Annotated in this window: 15 protein-coding genes and 2 pseudogenes; 8 read left to right on the forward strand and 9 right to left on the reverse strand. The window is 40.1% G+C overall.

Going from position 1 to position 22,083, the window contains the following annotated elements; translation table 11 throughout:
• Window positions 1-11: 11 nt before the first annotated feature.
• Both FTU75_RS06615 and dsbD read right to left on the reverse strand, forming a co-directional pair.
• The gene (locus FTU75_RS06615; RefSeq protein WP_180115468.1) at window positions 12-854 is read right to left on the reverse strand and encodes a TlpA disulfide reductase family protein; all 843 of its coding nucleotides are present in this window, start codon (window positions 852-854) and stop codon (window positions 12-14) included.
• Entirely contained in the window at window positions 851-2,776 is a 1,926-nt protein-coding gene (gene dsbD / locus FTU75_RS06620; protein ID WP_257223731.1) for a protein-disulfide reductase DsbD, read from the reverse strand. Before dsbD ends, FTU75_RS06615 begins: the two co-directional genes overlap by 4 nt.
• 167 nt (window positions 2,777-2,943) lie before the next feature.
• Between dsbD and FTU75_RS06625 the strand changes: the two genes are divergently transcribed.
• On the forward strand, window positions 2,944-3,633 hold the full coding sequence (locus FTU75_RS06625; protein ID WP_078193085.1) for a response regulator transcription factor: 690 nt from the start codon (window positions 2,944-2,946) through the stop codon (window positions 3,631-3,633).
• A complete protein-coding gene (locus tag FTU75_RS06630; protein ID WP_180115470.1) occupies window positions 3,612-4,973 on the forward strand; it encodes an ATP-binding protein in 1,362 nt (453 codons plus the stop codon). The genes FTU75_RS06625 and FTU75_RS06630 overlap by 22 nt, the downstream gene beginning before the upstream one ends.
• Before the next feature lie 128 nt (window positions 4,974-5,101).
• On the opposite strand, the gene FTU75_RS06635 is transcribed toward FTU75_RS06630, so the two are convergent.
• The gene (locus FTU75_RS06635) at window positions 5,102-5,311 is read right to left on the reverse strand and encodes an Arm DNA-binding domain-containing protein (protein ID WP_257223732.1); all 210 of its coding nucleotides are present in this window, start codon (window positions 5,309-5,311) and stop codon (window positions 5,102-5,104) included.
• A 417-nt stretch (window positions 5,312-5,728) separates the two neighbouring features.
• Here FTU75_RS06635 and FTU75_RS06640 point away from each other — a divergent pair.
• Window positions 5,729-6,149: pseudogene (locus FTU75_RS06640) on the forward strand (Fic family protein); the annotation flags it as partial.
• Between the two features lie 55 nt (window positions 6,150-6,204).
• On the opposite strand, the gene FTU75_RS06645 reads toward FTU75_RS06640, so the two are convergent.
• Window positions 6,205-9,645, reverse strand: coding sequence for a pyruvate carboxylase (locus FTU75_RS06645; RefSeq protein ID WP_180115471.1), 3,441 nt, complete (start codon window positions 9,643-9,645; stop codon window positions 6,205-6,207).
• Between the two features lie 296 nt (window positions 9,646-9,941).
• Here FTU75_RS06645 and FTU75_RS06650 point away from each other — a divergent pair, with 296 nt between their 5' ends.
• Window positions 9,942-10,376 (forward strand): PaaI family thioesterase, encoded by a 435-nt coding sequence (locus FTU75_RS06650; RefSeq protein ID WP_180115472.1) that lies wholly within the window; start codon window positions 9,942-9,944, stop codon window positions 10,374-10,376.
• Window positions 10,377-10,448: 72 nt separating this feature from the next.
• Here the strand turns inward: FTU75_RS06650 and FTU75_RS06655 are convergent, their stop codons facing one another.
• From FTU75_RS06655 to FTU75_RS06670, 4 genes are all read right to left on the reverse strand, one after another.
• Complete coding sequence (locus FTU75_RS06655) at window positions 10,449-11,687, reverse strand: DcaP family trimeric outer membrane transporter (RefSeq protein ID WP_180115473.1); 1,239 nt, start codon at window positions 11,685-11,687, stop codon at window positions 10,449-10,451.
• A 188-nt stretch (window positions 11,688-11,875) separates the two neighbouring features.
• Window positions 11,876-13,075 carry a CaiB/BaiF CoA-transferase family protein gene (locus FTU75_RS06660; protein ID WP_180115474.1) on the reverse strand — a complete coding sequence of 400 codons (1,200 nt, stop codon included), beginning with the start codon at window positions 13,073-13,075 and terminating at the stop codon, window positions 11,876-11,878.
• A 65-nt stretch (window positions 13,076-13,140) separates the two neighbouring features.
• A complete protein-coding gene (locus tag FTU75_RS06665) occupies window positions 13,141-14,658 on the reverse strand; it encodes a 3-hydroxyacyl-CoA dehydrogenase (RefSeq protein WP_180115475.1) in 1,518 nt (505 codons plus the stop codon).
• A 4-nt stretch (window positions 14,659-14,662) separates the two neighbouring features.
• Window positions 14,663-15,430: an enoyl-CoA hydratase-related protein gene (locus tag FTU75_RS06670; RefSeq protein WP_180115476.1), complete on the reverse strand. Its 768-nt coding sequence runs from the start codon at window positions 15,428-15,430 to the stop codon at window positions 14,663-14,665.
• A gap of 271 nt (window positions 15,431-15,701) precedes the next feature.
• Here FTU75_RS06670 and FTU75_RS06675 point away from each other — a divergent pair, with 271 nt between their 5' ends.
• The 4 genes and pseudogenes from FTU75_RS06675 to FTU75_RS06690 form a co-directional block, all read left to right on the forward strand.
• Entirely contained in the window at window positions 15,702-16,853 is a 1,152-nt protein-coding gene (locus FTU75_RS06675) for an acyl-CoA dehydrogenase family protein (RefSeq protein ID WP_180007406.1), read from the forward strand.
• A 59-nt stretch (window positions 16,854-16,912) separates the two neighbouring features.
• Window positions 16,913-18,154 (forward strand): acetyl-CoA hydrolase/transferase family protein, encoded by a 1,242-nt coding sequence (locus FTU75_RS18650; RefSeq protein ID WP_373423586.1) that lies wholly within the window; start codon window positions 16,913-16,915, stop codon window positions 18,152-18,154.
• Between the two features lie 12 nt (window positions 18,155-18,166).
• A complete protein-coding gene (locus FTU75_RS06685) occupies window positions 18,167-19,360 on the forward strand; it encodes an acetyl-CoA C-acetyltransferase (RefSeq protein WP_180115478.1) in 1,194 nt (397 codons plus the stop codon).
• A 382-nt stretch (window positions 19,361-19,742) separates the two neighbouring features.
• Window positions 19,743-20,981, forward strand: a pseudogene (locus FTU75_RS06690) (MFS transporter); the annotation flags it as partial.
• A 114-nt stretch (window positions 20,982-21,095) separates the two neighbouring features.
• On the opposite strand, the gene FTU75_RS06695 reads toward FTU75_RS06690, so the two are convergent.
• Window positions 21,096-22,031, reverse strand: coding sequence for a LysR family transcriptional regulator (locus tag FTU75_RS06695; RefSeq protein WP_180115480.1), 936 nt, complete (start codon window positions 22,029-22,031; stop codon window positions 21,096-21,098).
• Window positions 22,032-22,083: the final 52 nt, after the last annotated feature.

A 22,083-nucleotide genomic window follows, 5' to 3' on the forward strand; every position in this document is an offset into this window, starting at 1 on the left:
CTATGATTAATTTATGGGTTAATTTTCTTGAGATATTGTTGCAACATCGCTTGACTGATTTCGCCTTGATGACGCGCAATCAACTGACCTTGTGCATTGAAAAATAAGGTAGTGGGTAAACCTAAACTGTTCACTGCTTGTGGCATTTCACCCTGCACATCTAGCAGAACGTGTTTAAAACTGAAGTGATGTTTTGTGAGATAAGCACGGACGGTATCGACCTCCTCCCCTTGATTGAGCATGACAAAATGCACCTCAAGATATTGATCCTGCGCACGCTGTAATACAGGCATTTCACGATGACACGGAGGGCACCAACTCGCCCATAAATTCATAACCGTGGGCTGACCTTGAAATTGTTTTAGCGCAATGATTTCTGACGGATCTTGATGGGTAAGATTCAGACTCGGAAAACTCAAACTTGGATAATGGCTGTCTTGATGCGTGATTTTTTGTACTGTCCATCCCGCCCCCACGAGCATGACAAAGATCAGCAATAATGTGGCCTTTGCTTTGTTCGCAATGGCTGAATTTCGCCACCAAAACCATGCACTTCCTATAATTATTCCGCCACTCAGATGAAACCCTTTGTCTTGAATTTTCAGCATATCAATTGGCGATGCGAGATAAGATTCCAGATTTAATCCAATAAAAACTAGGCGTGCACCTATTAATCCGATCCAAACACTGTTCCAAATCGAATCTTGGAAACGCTGTTGAATCTCGGCTGACCACTGTGCTTTTTGCCCGACTTTTCGTCCAATCATGGCGCTGACCAGCAAAGCCAACACCAAACACAACAGTCCCCAAGGCAACATGAATGGTCCAAGATGCAAGGCTTCATTCGAAATCATCGCTGTGCTCCAACCTTAAGTCGGTTCAAGAGTTGCGCTGCACTAAAGGTACCCGTCAAACGTAGATTGCGCTGTTCCTGATGCTCTGTATCTAAGAAAATTAAAGTCGGTGGCCCTAAAATTTGCCAGTCTTTCAGCACAATATCTTGACTTGCTTCATATTCGGTTAAATCGAGTTTGATTCGAGCAACAGTATCTAAAGCTGTTTGTACATCGGCACGAGGCAACACCTCTTTTTCAATCGGCTGACAAGCCACACACCAATCGGCATACACATCTATGAGCACTGCTTGTCCTTTGACTTGATTGAGTGCCTGTTCAAGCTCAGCTTGGGTACGTACTTTTTGCCATGCGACTAATGTTGTGGCTTGTGTCGTATTCAGTTGTGACCATGCTTGCGTGACATACCATCCACCCGATATTGCAGTAGCTAAGCTCATAACAATAAACAGTAGTTGCGTCGGCATCTGCGAAATATGCGGACGTATCTTCCATAAAATGTAAACCGTGATATCGATGAATAAGAGTCCCATCAACGTCAAATAAACCACGCTCGGCAGTAAAGGACGCAGGAAATACACTGCCAACAACAGCATGACAAAACCGAAAGTGAATTTCAGACGATCCATCCACACGCCTGGTTTGGGTAAGTACTGTGCACCAAACACACAGGCAATCAACAATGGTAAGCCCACACCTAGACCTAGAATAAACAGGTAACTAGCCCCCATCCACGGTTCAGGCAATTGCGCAACAAACAGCAAAGCCCCTGCCAATGGCGCACTCATACAGGGTCCGACAATTAGCGCAGAGATCATGCCCATAATGAATGAACCCCATAAGGTTCCATCTTTTTGTCGTTGTTGCCATTGATCTAAACGCTGTAATACACCTTGTGGTAAAGACAACTGGAATACGCCAAATAAATTCAATGCAAACAGCACGAACATCACGGCAAATAACCCAATAAATATGGGACTTTGTAACCAACGTTGGAAGTTATAGCCGAGTCCTGCCACAGCTAAACCCATCAAGGCATAAATCAATGCCATTCCGACCACAAAGACACCTGCAATCATGCCAGCACGATAGCCACGATGACGTTGTACCAAAATACTGGATAAGATCGGAATCAGTGGTAAGGAACATGGTAAGAATGCGAGCAATACACCTAAACCTAAAAAAATGATCAGATTCAGTGCAATATTGTCTGTTGAAAGTAAATAAAAGAAGTACTGGTCGTTGTTCCAATCGATCTGCTTCGTACGCTGTTCAGCATTCGTTGTAGTCACAGATTCAGAACTTGCCTGCATCATCAAGGCATCATCTAACTCTGGCGCACTGGCTTCGCTAGGTTCTGTTAAAGCAGTCACTTCAGAAGAGGGACTTAAGCCATTTTCATCCTCTTTGACTTCTGCTGTATTTGCTGGCGTTACAACTGTTACAGTTTCAGTGTTTTTCGCCTGTAGTTCTACAGGTATTGCAGTATTGGGTAATGACGACGATGTGACTGCATCTAATAATTTCTTTTGCGTTGTACTTTGCTGACTCAGCTTGCTTTCAGGCAATAATCCATCGGCATCGGTTTGAATGGTGGTGCGCTGAACTGGATAACATAAGCCACTTTCGGCACAGCCTTGCCATTCAATTTTATAGCTTTGCTTCGGTTGCATGGCGACAGTTGCTTGCACTTGTCCATAATGCACTTCGGTCATGCCGAAATTGGGGTCATCTTTTTGCTGTGGACGAGGCAGTTGCAGTGATAATGCTTTGCCATTTTCAATGACTTTAAGCTGATCATGATATAGATAATATCCATCAGCAATACGCCACGTGAAGATGGCTTTGTCTTGCGCTGTGGATACAGCCTGAAAAGAAAATGCTTGATCAGGAGGTAAAAAATCAGCGGATGCTGTTTGCATACTCAAAATGCTGAATATTCCACACAACCCTGCTAACCCTATACGCATAGATGACTTCCAATACCCGATACGAATCTATTTTGGTTGATTATGCAAAAGCATAAATTAAGGGAGCATTAATAAGATAAATCATTTATAAAATACAGGTAGGAAGTCAGGAAAACGCTATGTTTGTTGTTTTGGTTGAAGATGATCCATATATTGCCTCAAGTATTTGTGCCACATTGGATTTTTTAAATATTTCAGTAGAACATGTGAGTCATGCGCGTGATGCGGATTATTTTATCCGCCACAGTGCGGTCGATCTATGTTTACTTGATTTAGGCCTACCTGACCAAGATGGTTTAGACTTACTGCGATCATGGCGCAGAGATCAGATTCATGTTCCTGTTTTGGTTTTAACTGCACGGTTACAGACCCAGCAATGTGTTGAGGCATTAAATGTCGGTGCCGATGACTATTTAACCAAGCCTTTTGAACTGGATGAACTGATTGCACGGGTTCATGCACTCACCAGACGTCACCGCGGTTTTTCATCGAATGTCATTCAATTTGACCACTTAAAGCTCAATAAAGACACTCAAGAAGTCCATTATCAAGATCAAATGATTCAGCTTTCACGACGTGAATACAGTTTGCTTGAAACTTTGATGAGCCATCCAAATCAAGTGCTCAAAAATGAAGTTTTGCTAGATAAGTTATACGGCTTCCAAGACAGTATCGAAAGCAATGCTCTGAATGTCCATATTTATCACTTAAGGCAAAAATTGAATGCGGACTATATTCAAACCATTCGTGGCGTCGGTTATATGTTTAAAATTCCTGAGTCAATGCCATGCAAAAATCACACAGCTTAAAATGGCGCTTGGTCAGCAGTCTTTTGGCTGTGATGATCGGCTTATGGAGTGTGGTATTTGTTTGGCTGTATCTCGACTTACAAAAACGTCTTCAGGACACCTTAGATCAACGTTTGCATGCCTCCGCACAAATGGTCGCACGACTGATTCAACAATTACCACTGCAAAGTTTGGATGAGTCTGCCTTAGTCCAACAACTTCATTCCACAGACCAAGAACAATTGATCGCTTGCGAAGTATCTTTATTTAGCTCTGACATCAGTGTAGGACAGCATGTGATTGCCAAAACACGCGGGGCACCGAAAGATTTAAGTCAGCAAGCGGTTGGTTTCAGTACTTGGCAACAAGGTGAGACGCAATGGCGCAGTTATGTGTTACGCCGTGGTGAGATTCAAGTAGTGGCTGCAGAGCGTATGTTTTTGCGGGAGTCTTTGCTAAAACAAATTTTACAATCGGTCTTAATTCCGCTGATCTTGTCATTATTGTTGTGTATCGGCTTAATTGTTTTGATCATTCGTCGAGAATTTAAAGCCTTGGATCTGGTTGTAAGCGATTTAAGTCAGTCAAATTTATCGCTCAATGAGGCAAGCCAATATCTCACAAGCTTAGATGCCAATACCATGCCCTCAGAGATCTACCCTTTTGTGCAAAATGCGAATCGCTTAGTCCATAAACTGCATCAAAGTCTTGAAAATGAAAAAGTCTTTAGTGCATACGCGGCGCATGAATTACGGAGTCCTTTAACTGCAATTAAAACCAATGTGCAATTGGCACAACTGATAGCGAAAACGGACGGCAATATGAAATTGCAATATAGCTTGGATCAAGCAAATCAAAGTGTCCGTCGCTATGCTGATTTACTTGAGCAATTACTGATGTTGTCGAATACTGATCAATCTATTGAACAGATCAAAGCAAGCATTCAGGTACAGCCCATTATTGCAAAAGTACTCGATGATTTAGCACTGATTTATCCTGAAGCAACAGCTAAAATTCAGGTCGATTGGCACAGTCTTGGTAATTTGGCATTACCTCAATTTGTCTTGTATTCTGTTCTTAAAAACCTGCTTGAAAATGCCTTATTACATGCAAATGCTGATGTGATTGAGGTGAAAATGCAGGAAAATACGTTACGCATTCAAGATAACGGCCGACATTTAAATGCCGAAGACATTCGTTACTTAGGGCAACGTTTTTGGCGTAAATCGGCTCAGCAGAAAGGTCATGGACTGGGCTTATCTTTGGTCAAAATAATGCTGCAACAATATGCTTATACCATCCAATTTGAACCGAATTTTCCTAAGGGATTAAAGATTACACTGTTGTCTCAAAAGAGTTGAATAAAGCAGATTATCATTTTTAGATCATGACTATTTATTCTTTAACTCTCAAACCAATTCTCAACGACCAATTTAAAAATAGCTTGATATGTTTGTATTAGACTGACCTGTAATACAAGTATTTCAGTTCAAGGGCAAGCTCTCTTGCTTTCTTTAAACTCCCCCTCAGGATATAGACTGAATGACTCAGAATTGCGTTCACCATGAACGGTATAACGTACATTCCAGTATTTTTGTCCTGCTGGCGTCACAAGAAGTGAAAGACCATTCTCATCTGACAGACGGTAACGCTTATCTTGTGGCTGTGCTTTTCTGCATTCTGTATCTGTGAGTTTCATGTGTATTTACCCGTTATCAATCCTAAAATTATTGGGTAAATTTTCCCAAAAATTACCCACTCAAGGCAAAAATTGGGTCACACAGCTTAGGACAAGGTCGGACAATACAGCCAATAAAAAAGCCTTTAAACATTGAGTTTAAAGGCTTTTTTAGGAATTTGGTGGGATGGCGGGAGTTGAACTCAACTCCTAAACTATTGATTTAGTGAACCATAAAGTCAATAGCATTTTACCTGTACCCATTTTTTACCCAAATTAGATTTAGCGCATTGAATCACAAAATTTATTTTGTTCAAATCCATTAACAGGATTTGAAATGGTGTACTGATTTTAACACGTATACATTTAATATAAAAGAAATGTTATAACATTTCTTTTATATGTATCATTTAAAAATTCAACTGTAGATAAAAAGTTATGTTTGACATTATAGATACTTTAAAAACAAAATTAGATCAGCATCGTCCCCTTTCTCCTGCAATTGTAAAAAAATCTTATTGTTCGCTGAACATACCATTCAAATGCAATTGCAGCCAATACACTGACATTGCTAGAAACAAAAGTTGTGTTGGAAGGTATTACTGTTGGCGGGAAAGCATTACGAGCACATTTCGAGGCAATTAACCGTAGAAATGCGATTTACTATGTAGAAGGCTTTATTCGTAAAGAAGAGCCTTTTTCTGAATGGCAAATCCAGAACATCCATCAACTAATTCTTAAAAATATTGATAATGACAATGCTGGATGTTACAGACAGCAAAACATGCTTATTTCAGGTGCTACTACTCCCCCACCTGATTACACCTTATTGAATGACAAAATGGCTCAATTAATAAATTAGTATAAACGAAAACCCAGATTGCAAATCTGGGCTTGCTTGAATTTATTTTCTCTTAGGATAATGTCATCACCAAATCCATGGTTTTTACAGATTGACCCGAATTCAATAAAATGTCTTGAATAATACAATCCACTTCCGCTTTAACCGCCAACTCCATTTTCATTGCCTCAACAGTAAATAAAGTTTCTCCTTTCTCAACTTTCTGGCCTTGTTTCACAGCAACAGTACTGATCATACCCGGCATTGGCGCGCCAACATGCTGCGCATTTCCTGTTTCAGCTTGAGTACGGCTCTGCTCTGACAGTTGTCCAGTTTGCTGAATTTGCAGCAATCTCAACTGTCCATTTAATTCAATAAATAAATCAACGTTTCCATTCTTCGCTTGGGATTGCGCTAGAAGTTTAATTTCTAGCATTTTGCCTTTTTCAAGCGGAACTTCAACAGCTTCATTTTCCATTAAGCCATAAAAGAATGCAGTCGAAGGTATATTGGATACTGCACCATATTTCTGCTTATGCTGCATAAATTCCATAAATACTTTTGGATACATCAAATAAGAAGCAAATTCTTGCTCACGAATACACTGACCTAAAAGTTTTTGAACATTTTTCTTTTCCCCTGTTAAATCAACTGCAGGCAAAAGCGCACCAGGTCTGTCACTTAAAGGCTGTTCACCTTTTAAAATTTTTCGTTGTAAATCTTCAGGAAAACCATGCGCTGGCACTCCTAATTCACCCTTAAACAGCGAAATTACAGATTCAGGGAAATCAATTGCATAGTCTGCGCTTTTTACATTTTCGGTCGTCAAATTATTCGACACCATAAACAAAGCCATATCCCCTACAACTTTAGAGGTCGGCGTGACTTTAACGATATCACCAAACAGTAAATTGACTTGAGCATACGCATCTGAGATATCTGACCATTGCTCTTCTAAACCTAAAGAGCGCGCCTGTTCGCGTAGGTTGGTATATTGACCGCCTGGCATCTCGTGATGATAAACGTCTGCTGTGCCTGCACGCATATCTGCTTCAAACGGTGCATAAATATTGCGTACGCCTTCCCAATAGCTCGATAACGCTTGTAGACTTTTCTGATTTAAACCTGTATCACGCTCAGTATTTTGCAGTGCCGAAACAATGGAGCCCATACTTGGCTGCGAGGTCAAACCGCTCATTGCATCCATGGCGGTATCTACAGCATCTACTCCTGCATCAATTGCAGCTAAGATACTTGCCGAAGCAATCCCGCTTGTGTCATGTGTATGGAAGTGAACTGGTAAACCAGTCTCTTCTTTTAAGGTCTTAATCAATTCATAGGCAGCTTTAGGCTTACAAATACCGGCCATATCTTTAATTGCCAGAATATTTACTCCAGCCTTTTCCAGCTGTTTCGCCATATTGACATAATATTTCAAATCATAGCGGCGACTACGATCAAAAATATCGCCGGTATAGCAAATCGCGGTTTCACAAAGCATGCCCGTGTCACGTACAGCATCTATCGCGGTGCGCATATTATCCACTGCATTTAAAGAGTCAAAAACACGGAATAAATCAATACCAGACTGCGCGGCTTGCTGAATAAAATGACGTACGACATTATCAGGATAATTGGTGTATCCCACCGCATTTGAAGATCTGAGCAACATTTGGAATAAAATATTTGGTACAGCTTCACGTAGTTTTTCCAAACGCTCCCAAGGGTCTTCTTTTAAGAAACGCATCGATACATCAAAAGTTGCCCCGCCCCAGCATTCGAGTGAAAATAGCTGGTCTGCCATTTTTGAATAATATGGCGCAATGGCAAGCATATCTGCACTGCGCATTCGCGTCGCAAACAATGACTGATGTGCATCTCGCATAGTCGTATCGGTAATCAAGACGCGTTTCTGATCTAACATCCATTGACTGAAACCATCTGCGCCGAGCAATTTAAATTGCTCTCTAGAACCTGTTAAACCTGAATCATTGCTAAGTTCCCAAGACGGTAGTGGTGCTGAAAAGGTCTGTATTTGAGGTAATTGTCTACCTTTCAGTTCCGGCTGACCATTGACAGTGATATCACCTAAAAACTCTAAGAGCTTTGTTGCACGGTCTTGTTTAATTGGAAAGTTCAGCAGCTCTGGTGTTGTATCAATAAATTTTGTCGTACATTGGCCCGAACTGAATAATGGATGGGTAATTACATTTTCTAGAAAGGCTAAATTATTCGCAACACCGCGGATTCTAAATTCTTTTAAAGTTCTCAACATACGGGAATTGGCTTCATGCATAGATGAACCACGTACCGTCACTTTTGCAAGCAGCGAATCATAATATGGACTAATAACAGCACCAGTATAAGCTGTCCCGCTATCGACCCGCACCCCAAAACCTGTCCCTGCACGATATGCAGTCAGCTTGCCATAATCTGGCATAAACGCATTTTTCGGGTCTTCAGTGGTCAGACGGCATTGAACAGCGTGACCAAGCATTTTAATTTGCTCTTGGACAGGAACAAAACTTTCTTTCTCACCGATCTTCGCCCCTTCAGTAATACGAATCTGAGCTTTGACAATATCAATGCCAGTGATTTCCTCAGTGACTGTATGCTCTACTTGAATACGCGGATTGACTTCAATGAAGTAAAACTCGCTTGTTTCAGCATCCATTAAAAATTCAACTGTACCCGCATGCGTATAGTTCACCGCCTTTGCAAGCCTCAAGGCTGCTGCACAGAGTTTTTCACGCTGTTCTTCATTCAAATAAGGTGCAGGCGCACGCTCTACAACTTTTTGATTGCGACGCTGTACCGTACAATCACGCTCAAACAAATGAACAATATTGTTATGCATGTCCCCAAGTATCTGCACCTCAACATGACGTGCTTGACGAATCAACTTCTCTAAATAAATTTCATCATTACCAAAAGCAGATTTTGCTTCACGGCGTGCAATGTGAATAGCATCTTCAAGCTCACCCTCATGCTCAATTGCACGCATGCCACGACCACCACCACCCCAGCTTGCCTTCAGCATTAATGGATAACCCACTTGAGCGGCAATCTCTCGGCATTCCATAATTGATTCTGGCAGTGCATTTGTTGCTGGCACAACTGGCACACCAGCAATGACTGCGACATTACGCGCCATTACTTTGTTACCAAGCTGTCTCATCACATCTGCACTCGGTCCAATGAATAGTATTCCAGCTTCTTTACAAGCTTCTGCAAAATCTGGATTTTCTGATAAAAAACCATAACCTGGATGAATGGCATCTACATTATTTTCTAATGCAATTCTAATGATGTCCTTAATATCTAAGTAAGCCGCAATTGGTTTCTTGCCTGCTCCTACTCGGTATGCTTCATCTGATTTAAAACGATGCATGGCAAATTTATCTTCTTCTGCATAAATCGCAACGGTTCGAATGCCCATTTCAGATGCTGCCCGCATGACACGAATCGCAATTTCACCACGGTTCGCAACTAATATTTTATGAATTTGGCGCATAGTTTTCTACGTATTAATAATGAATAGAAGATACACATTGGAAAATAAATCACAATGCGACGTTTTAATTTATAAAATTCATATAAATAAAATGAATTTTCAACTTAAATCAAAACACCCTAAAAACAAATCTACATAAATAAACCAAACAGGTATAATAAAATTTTCTTCGGCTAACAATAGTTTTTCACTATACAAAGAGCAGTCCAATAACAAAGTTGTATTTAATTTTTAAAATTTTATGTTATAAATAAAATAAATATTCTCTTAGAACAGCAATATATTTAGGATTTAAAATGTCTACAGATCAACTTACGGGTTTAGAGTTTTTAACAGCAGTCAAAGATGGGAGTATTTCCCACGCCCCGATGGCCAGCACCATCCCAATGAAACTGGTTGAAGTAAAAACTGGATATATTGTTTATGAAGTTACGCCAAATCAACATCATATAAACCTTCAAGGCGGTGTTCATGGTGGCTTTTGCGCAACGGTATTAGACAGTGTAACTGGCGCTGCAGCACATACTGTCATGGAAAAAGGGATTCGTTTTGCCACGACTGACCTAAATATTAAAATGATCCGTCCGATGCAAATTAATAAAACCTACAGGGGAATTGGAACCATTATCAATACAGGTAAAACTTTGGTTATGACTGAAGGTAGAATTATTGATGAAAATAATAAAGTTTTTGCGCATGGCACAGCAACATTAATGATCATCAAACGATAATATTAATTTTTTCCAAAAAAAATAATATCAGGCCATATTAATATATAGCCTGATATTTAAATAACAAACCAATTAAAAATCATATTTCGCCATAAATTCTAAACGGCTATCTTTACCTTGTTTATTATCCATCGTTTCACGTTCACCATATATATACTCCATACCAAAAGTCACTGGTTTAAATGGGTTATACATCAGGTTTAGCCAAGCTTGCTGTAAACTCTCATTTCCAGTCGCATTATTTTCATCATAAAATAATGCACCATAACCTAAAGTACTTCTTAATTTCGGATTAATACGATACGTTAAACCTGCGCTCACTGCATCAAACTCAACTAACTTCAAATCATTGCTTTGAATATAGCTGTTTGAAGCGTTATATAAAAAATACTTATCATCACCAACGACATGTGAGTAGTTTGCATTCACTGTCACATTATTCGCGGGTTGATATTGCAGACCTGCTGCGACACCCCAGCCAAATTCCGTGAGATCATCCTGCTGAGAACGGTTTCTGACTTCTTGCGCCAAAACTCGACCATTAATTAATAATTTGTTATCGGCCAGTTTTTGACTGACTTTTGCCGTCAGTGCGGGAAACTCATTGGCATCACTGGATTTTTCTATCCCCACCAAAAGCTGTGCATCCGGTGACAGCGCATGGCTATAGCGAACCATTGGCGTTCGATAAACGCCACCACCCAAAACACCATTAAAATCTAAAAGCTCTGGCAGTGTCTCAGTGGATAAAAATGATGATGTTGTTTGACCAACAAGCCAATTGTCCCAAGCCAAATAAGCATGACGAATACGAATGGTATCGTTTTTATCACCGCCGCGAAAATCGACTTCCACTTTAGCATTGATATCTTTATCTGCCAGTTTAGTCTTTAAATCCATCCCAATACGTGATGAAGTCAATGTGCTGTCGAAGCGGTTTTCCGTTTGCTTTTTATTGGCATCACCCTCTAAAGCCACGTTGTTGATACGGTTAAAAATACCGTTACCGCCTTCAAATTGATACGCAGCATCCGCACGGACAAAACCATAGAGCGTGACTTCCGCACCGCCTTTAGAACGGGCTTGAACGATGGTTTGATCAGCTTTTTCTGTATTTGCTACGAGTGTTGCCGTGGTATTTTGATTTTGCTGCAGTTGCGCATTTTGCTGCGCAACCATTGCTTTCAACTGATCTATTTCCTTGTAAAGCGCATCAATCTTTTGATTGATTTCCGTATTCGCATACGTCATTGGAATAAATAAACAGCTGCTCAGCGCTGCAACTAAACTTGATTTTAAAAATGGCAACATAGTGCCCTCCCTGTGATTTTCAAACATCCATTTATTTGAATTTATTATGAAATTTTATTTTCATTTCAATTTCATGAAACAAGTGTCCCCCTCAAATTTCATAAAAAAATTTGATGCCTTTTTGCAGGGGGACTTAAACACTTAGTTTTCGCTTAAATTGGCAATTTAAGCGAAATAACACTTTTTGATTAACCGACAATACCCTTCGTACGCAGCTGAGAAATTTCTTCAGCTCCAAGGTATCGTTCTAAAACAGCATCGGTGTCTTCACCCAAGGTTGGCGGTGCCTTACGATATTGCACTGGAGTGCGTGAAAATTTCATTGGCGAAGCAATGACTTTCAATTTCTCTTTCATTGGATGCTTCATTTCAACCAGCATTTTTCGGGCAATCACTTGTGGTTCAGCAAAGGTCTGTTCAAGATTATTGATGACACCGACAGGAACTTTGACTTTCTGAATGGTTTCCACCCAGTATTTTCCTGTATTGGTTAAGAAATGCTGACTTAAAATTTCGACAATTTCATCACGGTTTTTAAGTCGAAGTGCATTGGTCACAAAACGTGGATCTGTTGCTAATTCGGGTAAACCAATCGCTTCACACAGCACTACATATTGCTTGTCATTTCCGCAAGCCACAATAAAGTCTTGATCAGAAGCTTTAAAAACTTGATATGGAACAACATTGGCATGCTGATTGCCATAACGCTTCGGAATTTCACCTGATGTAATATAGTTCATGCCAATATTGGCTAAACATGCGACTTGTACATCCAACAGCGCCATATCAATATGCTGACCTTGACCTGTCTTAAAGCGGTTAATAATCGCTGCTTGAATGGCAATGGCCGAATATAAACCTGTATTTAAGTCGGCAAATGCAACGCTGGTTTTTAACGGCTCTTTATCACCCGTAACTGACATCAAACCGCCAATACCTTGAATGATGTAGTCATAACCCGGCTCTTCTGCACGTGGTCCATCTTGACCGAAGCCTGTAATAGAGCAATACACCAAGCCTGGATTAATTTCTTTTAAGCTCTCATAGTCTAAACCGTAGTTTTTTAAGGAACCCGCCTTATAGTTTTCAATAACAACATCAGAATCCTTCGCAAGTTGACGGACAATCTCTTGTCCTTCTGGCTTAGAAATATCAATGGTAATTGAATGCTTATTGCGGTTCGCAGCTTGGAAATACGCACCTTCACGTGTTTCTTCCCCAGCATCGTTTTTCATCCAAGGTGGACCCCACATACGGGTATCGTCTCCCACACGTGGACGTTCCACTTTAATCACTTCTGCACCAAGGTCAGCCAATATTTGACCACACCAAGGACCCGCTAAAATACGACTTAAATCTAGGACACGAATACCTTCTAAAGTACCCATAATAAATCACCTCTAAATCCGTTCAGAATATTGTTTCGTTCTTGAAAAAATGATGAATAAATGCGTTAAATCGACGCTGTGTGCAGCAAATCTAATTTAAGTTTTGCTCGGCGCTGTAACCATGGGCTTGGACGGTAGCGCTGATCACCGGTAATCGCATAAATACGATCAAGTACCAATAAAATACGATGTGCGCCAAGCACATTACCCCAGCTGATCGGGCCATGCGGATAACCAAGACCTAAACGTACCGCTTTATCAATATCTGAAGCAGATGCAATACGCTGCTGAGCAATATCACATGCCAAATTAATGATCATTGAAATTACACGCTGACTGACGAAGCCTACACTTTCTTCAATCACGCTGACGCCATGATTATTCTTTGCAAATAATGCATGCGCTTGATCAATGTATTTTTTATCCGTAATGATGGACGGCATTAATACGCGGCGCATATTAAAGTCAGTCAACATATCGATGCTGACACTTCGCGCTGCATCGACATTAAAACGTTGGCTAGCTGTTGTTGTGTCTTCGCCATAAGTCGCCAATACAATCAGGCTATCCGCAGCAGGACTTTCGGCATGATCTAAAATGAATCCGTGTGATTGAACATATTGCGCCAAAATTTCACGGTCCGTTTCAAAGTCTGTACCCAGCCAAACCGCATTAAAGTCTTTTACATTCGGTACAGCTTGCGGCGGTGCTTGATCTAAACGTGTATCTTGATCATAACGATAGAAACCTTGACCAACTTTTTTACCTACTGTATTGCCAGACAGCATTAAGCGGGTCAGTGTACTTGGACGGTAACGGTCTTCTTGATAATACTGATTGAAAATGGATTCCATCACACGATGAGAAACATCTAAACCTGTTAAATCATACAGTTCAAACGGCCCCATTTTAAAACCTGCAGACTCACGTAAAATGCGATCCATTTCACTGACAGTTGCAACACCTTCACCTAAAATTTTAAGTGATTCTGTTCCAAAAGCACGTCCTGCATGATTCACCAAAAATCCTGGTGTATCCTTAGTTTTCACACCAAAGTGACCCATGCACTCAGCCAATTCTAATAAAGAATCTACAACTTCATCCGAAGTAAATAAACCTTTGACCACTTCTACAATTTTCATCAGCGGCACAGGATTGAAAAAATGGAATCCTGCTATACGTTCTTTATGCTTACAGCTTGCAGCAATTTCTGTAACGACCAATGACGAAGTATTTGAAACTAAAATAGCCGACTCAGAGACAATGTCTTCCAGCTGCTTAAACAAGGTCTGTTTAATTTCCAAGTTTTCAATAATTGCTTCAACAACCAAGTCAACACCAGCTACTTGCTCTAACTGATCAACCACAATGAAACGGGAAATAGTTTGCTCAAAAGCAGCTGGAGAAATTTTCCCTTTCGCTACCAATTTTTCCAAAGTAGCTTTGAGTTTATTTAAACCTACTTGAGCCGCACCTTCTTTCGCATCAAATAAACGAACCTCAAGACCTGCCTGTGCTGCAATTTGCGCAATACCCATACCCATTACGCCAGTACCCACTAGCGCCATTTTCTCAATTTTCATTGTGTTACTCTCCTTGATACACAGCTGGTCTTTTTTCTAAAAAGGCTTTTGCACCCTCTTTTTGATCCTTCGTATCAAATAAAATTTGCAAAGCTTTACGCTCTAGCGCAAGTGCGCCATCTAAAGACATATCCTGTCCTAAATTGGTCACTTCCTTAATCTGCTGTACTGCAATCGTTGAAAAACCAGCAATTGTATTTGCTATTTCAATCGCTTTTGGCGTCGCATCACCTGCTGTTACTTCTGAAACCAAACCCATTTGCAATGCTTCCTGAGCAGGAATTAATTTTCCTGTCAACACCAACAGCATGGTTTTATATTTGCCAATAGCACGTAATAAACGCTGCGTACCGCCTGCACCCGGCATAAGACCGAGCTTGACTTCTGGCTGTCCAAAAGTTGCTGTTTCGCTCGCAATAATAATGTCTGCATGCATGGCAAGTTCACAGCCTCCACCCAATGCATAGCCATTAACAGCAGCAATAATAGGCTTGCTGCAATTTGATATACTTTTCCAGTATTTTTCAGTATGGCGCAAATACATTTGGCTAGTTGTAGCCGTTAGAAAATCGTTAACATCAGCACCAGCAGCAAAGATTTTTTCACCGCCAGTCAACACAATCACTTTTACGTTTTTATCGGCATCTAAAGTATCAAAGGCATTTGCCAAGGCCTCTCTAAGCGCTAAATTTAAAGCATTTCGCGCTTCAGGGCGATGCAATTCAACAATTGCAACCCCATCTTCCTTAACCGCTATTTTAAGTATATCCATACCGTTCTTTTGTATTCCGTACAGCGTATTTTTAAATCAATATACAGATGATTATTTTTAAAAGGAATGATTAAAGCTATGAAAATAGACTAAAAGTGGATATTAATTTTTGATTATTTTGATCAAAAATTAACATATAAAATTCACTGTGTAATCTTAAAATCTGATTGAAGTGATAACATTGACACTGTATAAAGTGAGAAATAATTAAACAAAATTGAATAGCTGTTCAGACGAGAACAGTTCATAAATGACACAAGGAGCCACTGTCATGATCCGCGATCAAGAAACATTAGATCAATTGGTAGATACAATTCGTCAATTCGTTGATGGCGTATTAATTCCGAATGAAGAGTTAATGGCTGAAACAGATGAAATGCCACCGCATGTCGTTCAGCAAATGAAAGAGTTAGGACTATTTGGTTTAACAATTCCTGATCAATATGAAGGTCTTGGCTTAACCATGGAAGAAGAAGTCATCATTGCATTTGAGCTTGGACGCACCTCTCCAGCCTTCCGTTCGTACATTGGCACAAATAACGGTATTGGAGCTGCGGGTTTAATCATTGATGGCACAGAAGAACAAAAACAGCAATTTTTACCTAAATTTGCTTCAGGCGAAATCATTGGTTCTTTCTGCTTAACTGAACCCAACTCAGGTTCTGATGCGGCTTCATTAAAAACAACAGCAGTAAAAGATGGTGATGAATACATTTTAAATGGTACGAAGCGTTTTATTACCAATGCCCCGCATGCCGGTGTCTTTACAGTAATGGCACGTACTAACCCAGATATTAAAGGTGCAGGCGGTATTTCGGCTTTTATCATCGACAGTAAATTACCAGGCATTTCACTTGGTAAGCGTGATAAAAAAATGGGGCAAAAAGGCGCGCATACCTGTGACGTTATTTTTGAAAACTGCCGTATTCCTGCATCAAGCCTGATTGGCGGTGTTGAAGGTGTCGGTTTTAAAACTGCCATGAAAGTGCTCGACAAAGGCCGTCTGCATATTGCAGCACTTAGTGCGGGTGCAGCAACACGTATCCTAGAAGACTCTTTACGCTATGCAATGGAACGTACCCAATTTGGTGAGCCAATTGCTAATTTCCAATTGATTCAAGCCATGCTTGCAGACTCTAAAGCTGAGATTTATGCATCAAAATGCATGGTTTTAGATGCAGCAAGAAAACGTGATGCGGGACAAAATGTCAGCACGGAATCCTCTTGTGCAAAAATGTTTGCCACTGAAATGTGCGGCCGAGTAGCAGACCGCGGTGTACAAATTTTAGGTGGATCAGGCTATATCAGCGAATACCCTATTGAACGCTTCTACCGTGATGTACGCTTATTCCGTTTATATGAAGGTACAACACAAATTCAGCAAATCATTATTGCCCGCAACATGATTCGCGAAGCATCATAAAAAATAATGGGGCTCGACAGGACGAGCCCTTTTTTGTTCTTATGTATAAATGAATGAATATGATGAACAAAGTAAAAAGTGTCGACTGGAAAAACATCATTAAAGAAAACGACTTAATTGTTTGGGGACAAGCTCAGGCTGAACCTATTTCTTTAACTCAGGATTTAATGCAAAAGTTACCTGAGCTGCCAAAATTCCGTGTTTTTTTAGGTATCAGTAACTACGCCACATGTCAGCCAGCACATGCTGAAAAAATCGATTTCTCAAGTTATTGCGGTGCTGGAAGTAATCGTAATTTGGCAAAAAATCATCATTTAGATATTCTGCCTTTACATTATTCAATGCTAGCAGAGCACATATCTCCTGATATTTTATTAATACAGCTCTCAGCACCCAATGAGTTAGGACAATATAGTTTTGGACATGGTCAGGATTATATTTCAGATTTAATCCCTAAGTCTAAAATCATTATTGCACAAATTAATTCAGATATTCCATGGACATATTCAGAGACATATTTAACGCAAGAAAATTTTGATTATTTCATTGAATCCAATCATAAACATATTACCGAAATAAATAATGAACACTCATTGGTTAATTTGCAAATTGCAGAGAATGTAGCCTCATTAATTCCAAATGGTTCAACCTTACAAATTGGCATCGGCACCCTGCCTGAAGCCGTTTTAAATGCCTTAAATCAGCACAAGAATTTAGGTATTCATAGCGGCATTATTAGTGATGGTGTTGGTGAACTGACCAAAATTGGCGTGATTAACAATGCCGAGAAACCCATTGATACCGGTATCACAATTACTGGCTTAGTGAACGGCTCGGACGCATTACAGCAGCTGGTACACCTCAACCCGAATATTCAATTGAGGCCAACGTCCTATACGCACAGTGCCAGCGTTCTGACTAAAATTCACAACTTAATCGCAGTGAATTCAGCAATTGAAGTTGATCTGACTGGGCAAGTTAATGCTGAAGTTGCAAATGGCGTCTATGTCGGTGCAATTGGCGGCGCATTAGATTTCATTCGCGCGGCAAATCAGGCACAAAATGGCTGTTCCATCATTGCATTACCTGCAGCAGGTAAAAATTTTTCACGGATTGTCTCACAATTAAACGGCCCTGTTTCAACGCCTCGATGTGACATTGGCATTGTTGTTACTGAATTTGGTATTGCCGATTTACGTGGCTTGTCTATTAAACAGCGTGTAGAAAAAATGATTGAGATTGCAGCACCTGAGTACAGAGCACAGTTGGAATCAGATGCACAAAATACGATTTATCTTTAAATGGAGTTAATGATGAAAGAAGCATATATTGTCAGCCCAATCCGCACGCCTATTGGTAAATTTGGCGGTGGTCTAGCATCCTTATCTGCTGTAGATCTTGCCGTGAAAGTGATTGAAGCAGTTCTAGAAAAAACTCAAATTGATCCATCGACGATTGATGAGGTGATTGCCTCACAATCTTATGCATCCAGTGAAGCACCCTGCCTGGGCCGCTATGCCGCTTTAGCAGCCAATCTTCCAATTGAGGTTCCCGGCTACACACTTGACCGTCGCTGTGGTTCAGGCCTCCAAGCCTTGATGAATGCTGCAATGAATATTCAAACCGGCCAAGCAGAATCTGTTCTTGTTCTGGGTGTAGAAAGCATGAGTAATATTGAATATTACTCGACCAATATGCGCTGGGGCTCACGCGCAGGTAATGTGACTTTTTATGACCGCTTAGAGCGTGGCCGTGAGCGTTCACAACCTGTGGAGCGTTTCGGCTATATTTCAGGCATGCCCGAAACTGCAGATAATTTAGCACATGATTACAATATCAGTCGTGAAGAATGCGATGCTTTTGCCGCACTGAGTCATCAAAGAGCAGATGCTGCATGGAATAATGGTTTGTTTACAGATGAAGTTATTCCTGTTGAAGTTAAAACTAAAAAACAAACAACAGTGGTACTCCGTGACGAAGGAATTCGAGCTGATACAACTGCAGAAGGTTTAGCTAAACTTCGTATTCTGCGTGAAAATGGTGTGACCACCGCAGGAAATTCGAGTCAGCAAAATGATGCGGCTGCAGGATGTTTAGTGGTCAGCGCAGAATATGCAGAAAAACATGGTTTGAAACCATTGGCTAAAATTGTAGGTTGGACTGCAGTTGGTTGTGAACCCAGCCGCATGGGTATTGGTCCTGTACCAGCAGTACAAAAATTGCTGTCAAAACACAATATCAGCTTAGATGAAATTGACTTGCTTGAAGTGAATGAAGCCTTTGCTGCTCAAGCGTTAGCAGTGTTAAAAGCATTAGATATACACGACTACTCACGTGTCAATGTCAATGGTTCCGGGATTTCACTCGGTCATCCTATTGGTGCAACGGGCATCCGTATTATGACGACGCTTTTACATGAAATGCAGCGCAGAGATGCAAAGTATGGATTAGAAACCATGTGCATCGGCGGCGGGCAAGGCATTGCTGCCTTATTTGAAAAAGTCTAAATACGACGTAAAAAACCATCACTTTCAGTGATGGTTTTTTGTTTAAATAGCAATCAATTTTCAGCATTAAATAGATCAAAACATAACATATTTATATCTATTTAAATTCAAATAAAGCATCGTTATATTAAATATAGATCTTTAGGTTGTCTGTTTTTTCAGACACACTTAATAATCAAAATAAATTAATTGAATCAGGATCGATAAATTAATTTACCCATTTAAATAACTTTCGCAACTATATTTTAATTATAGTCAATCATGCTATCTATTTATTAACTGAATTCCATATTCAGCATAATAAAACGTATAAAATAAGATGTTCACATCTTAAAAAACATAGCAGGCTATTAAATATAAAAAACATTTAAGGATGAATTATATGCAAGCAGCAAATGTAGTCAGTTCACCGCCTAAGCAAAAGTGGATTGCAGCTTTTATATTCTGCTTTTTGGTTCTTTTAGTCGATGGCGCAGATATGCTGCTCCTCTCTTATAGCCTCTCTAGTTTAAAAGCAGAATTTGGCTTGTCGTCATTTCAAGCTGGAATGCTAGGCAGTGTAACTCTTGCCGGTATGGCCATCGGAGGTATTTTTGGCGGTTGGGCCAGCGATAAATTCGGCCGTGTCCGTATTATTTCCTTGAGTATCATTAAATTCTCAATCTTGACTGCACTTTTAGGTTTTGTTACAGACGTTTACCAATTTGCTGCTGTTCGCTTTCTTTCTGCTCTAGGCTTAGGTGCGGTTTATATGGTATGTGCAGGTTTGATGTCAGAACTTGTTCCTACAAAATATCGTACAACGATTATTGCGACAATTTTTACTGGATGGACATTTGGCTATATTGTAGCTTCATTGCTTGCTGGTGCGATTATTCCAGAACATGGCTGGCGTATGCTATTCATGGTGAGTGGTTCAGCCGCAATTATTGGTATTCTTATGCCATTTTTTGTCAAAGAATCAGAAGCTTGGAAAAATGCACGACTCAATCGTACTCAAAATGAAGCTAAGATGGTCAAAACTGACCGCTCAGTATTTAAAGCATTGGTTGAAGATAAATTAATTTTCAGAACGCTCGTGTTTTGGATGATTGTCGCTGGCTTCATGCAGTTTGGTTATTATGGTGTAAATAACTGGATGCCGTTGTACCTAGAGCAAGAATTGGGCATGAACTTCAAGTCTATGACCAACTATTTGATCGGCAGCTATACAGCAATGATTGGTGGTAAGATTTTAGCTGGTGTGATGGGTGATAAACTCGGACGTAAGTTCACCTTCATGTTCGGTGCGATTTCTACTGCAATTTTCTTAATCATCATTGTAATGTTCCATAATGCCAGCAATATTCTGTACTTGCTTGTGATCTTTGGTTTCTTATATGGCATGCCGTTGGGTGTATATACCACCTATATGTCTGAGAGTTTCCCGACCAATGTACGTGGAACTGCCATTGGTACCGCACATAATGTTGGACGTATCGGTTCGACTATTGCCCCTGCAACCATTGGCTTCATTGCAACAGAAGGTTCTATTGGTTTAGGCTTCTTGGTGATGGGTGTTGCATATTTAATATGTGCATTACCAACATTGTTTATTAAAGAAAAAATGTATGACCCTCAAGCAGACACCAAAAATTTAGAGTCAGCGGATAGCAAAGCAAATGCAACTGTCGCTGCAAATAAAACAGCGTAAGTTTGATACTCTATAAAAAAATGCTCCTGAGGGAGCATTTTTTTATTCTTGGCCGATCCATTCACAGCCAAGCCATGTACCAGAACGTACCGCCTGTCTTGAACTCGCAATAATTTCATTGGCAATGGTATGCACCAATTTTGAAATATGGCGTGTATTCGGGAGTGCCAAACCAATTTCACGCATAAAATCTGGGTGATTAATAATTGAGGCCTGCAAAGTCTTTTGCGCTAATTCTGTTTTAATAGAAACCAGCGGTAAAATCGTAAATCCAAAGCCTTCTTTCACCAATTGTTTTTGCACATTGAGATCATTCACTTCTGCACTGATCTTTAGTTCATATTTAGCTTTATGAAAACCTTGCTCAATCAGTGTACGTAAACGATGCGGTGTGTATGGCAAAATTAATTCAAATGCAGACATCTGCTTCAACTCTACTTCTTCCAGTTCATTTAGTTTAGAGTCGTAAGCGCCTATCAGCCACAGCTGTTCACGTACAAGCGGCTGTAAATCTAAAAACTTAGATGAAACTGACCCATAAATCAAAGCAACATCAATCTCACCGCTTTCTAGCCATTCTTTTAAATGCCCTGAATACCCCACTGTAATTTTTAAATTGACAAAGGGATATTTTTCTTTTATCACCCGCATGAGAGATACAGAGAGCGCTTCGCTTAGACTTGCTAAGATCCCAACATTGACCGTACCTTTCAACGCACCGTCTGATGAAGTTAATTCAATTTTTGCAGTTTCAATTTCCTTTAGAACTCGTCTTGCATAAACTTCTAGAATTTTTCCTTCATTGGTTAAGTGCATGCCATGACGGCCGCGTTCAAACAATTCGACACCAAGCTCATCCTCAAGTAAATGAATTTGCCGTGAAACTGCAGGCTGTACAATATTTAATAAAGCTGCTGCTTTAGTAATATTCTTAGTCTCTGAAATTGTTATAAAAGATCGTAATTGTTTGATGTCCATTTCAATATTCTTTTAGCATAACGACTATCAAAATATTCTATTTTATTATTCT

Origin of the sequence: Acinetobacter sp. YH12140 (genome assembly GCF_013418475.1) — a bacterium.
In the GTDB taxonomy this organism is placed as follows: Bacteria; Pseudomonadota; Gammaproteobacteria; order Pseudomonadales; family Moraxellaceae; genus Acinetobacter; species Acinetobacter amyesii.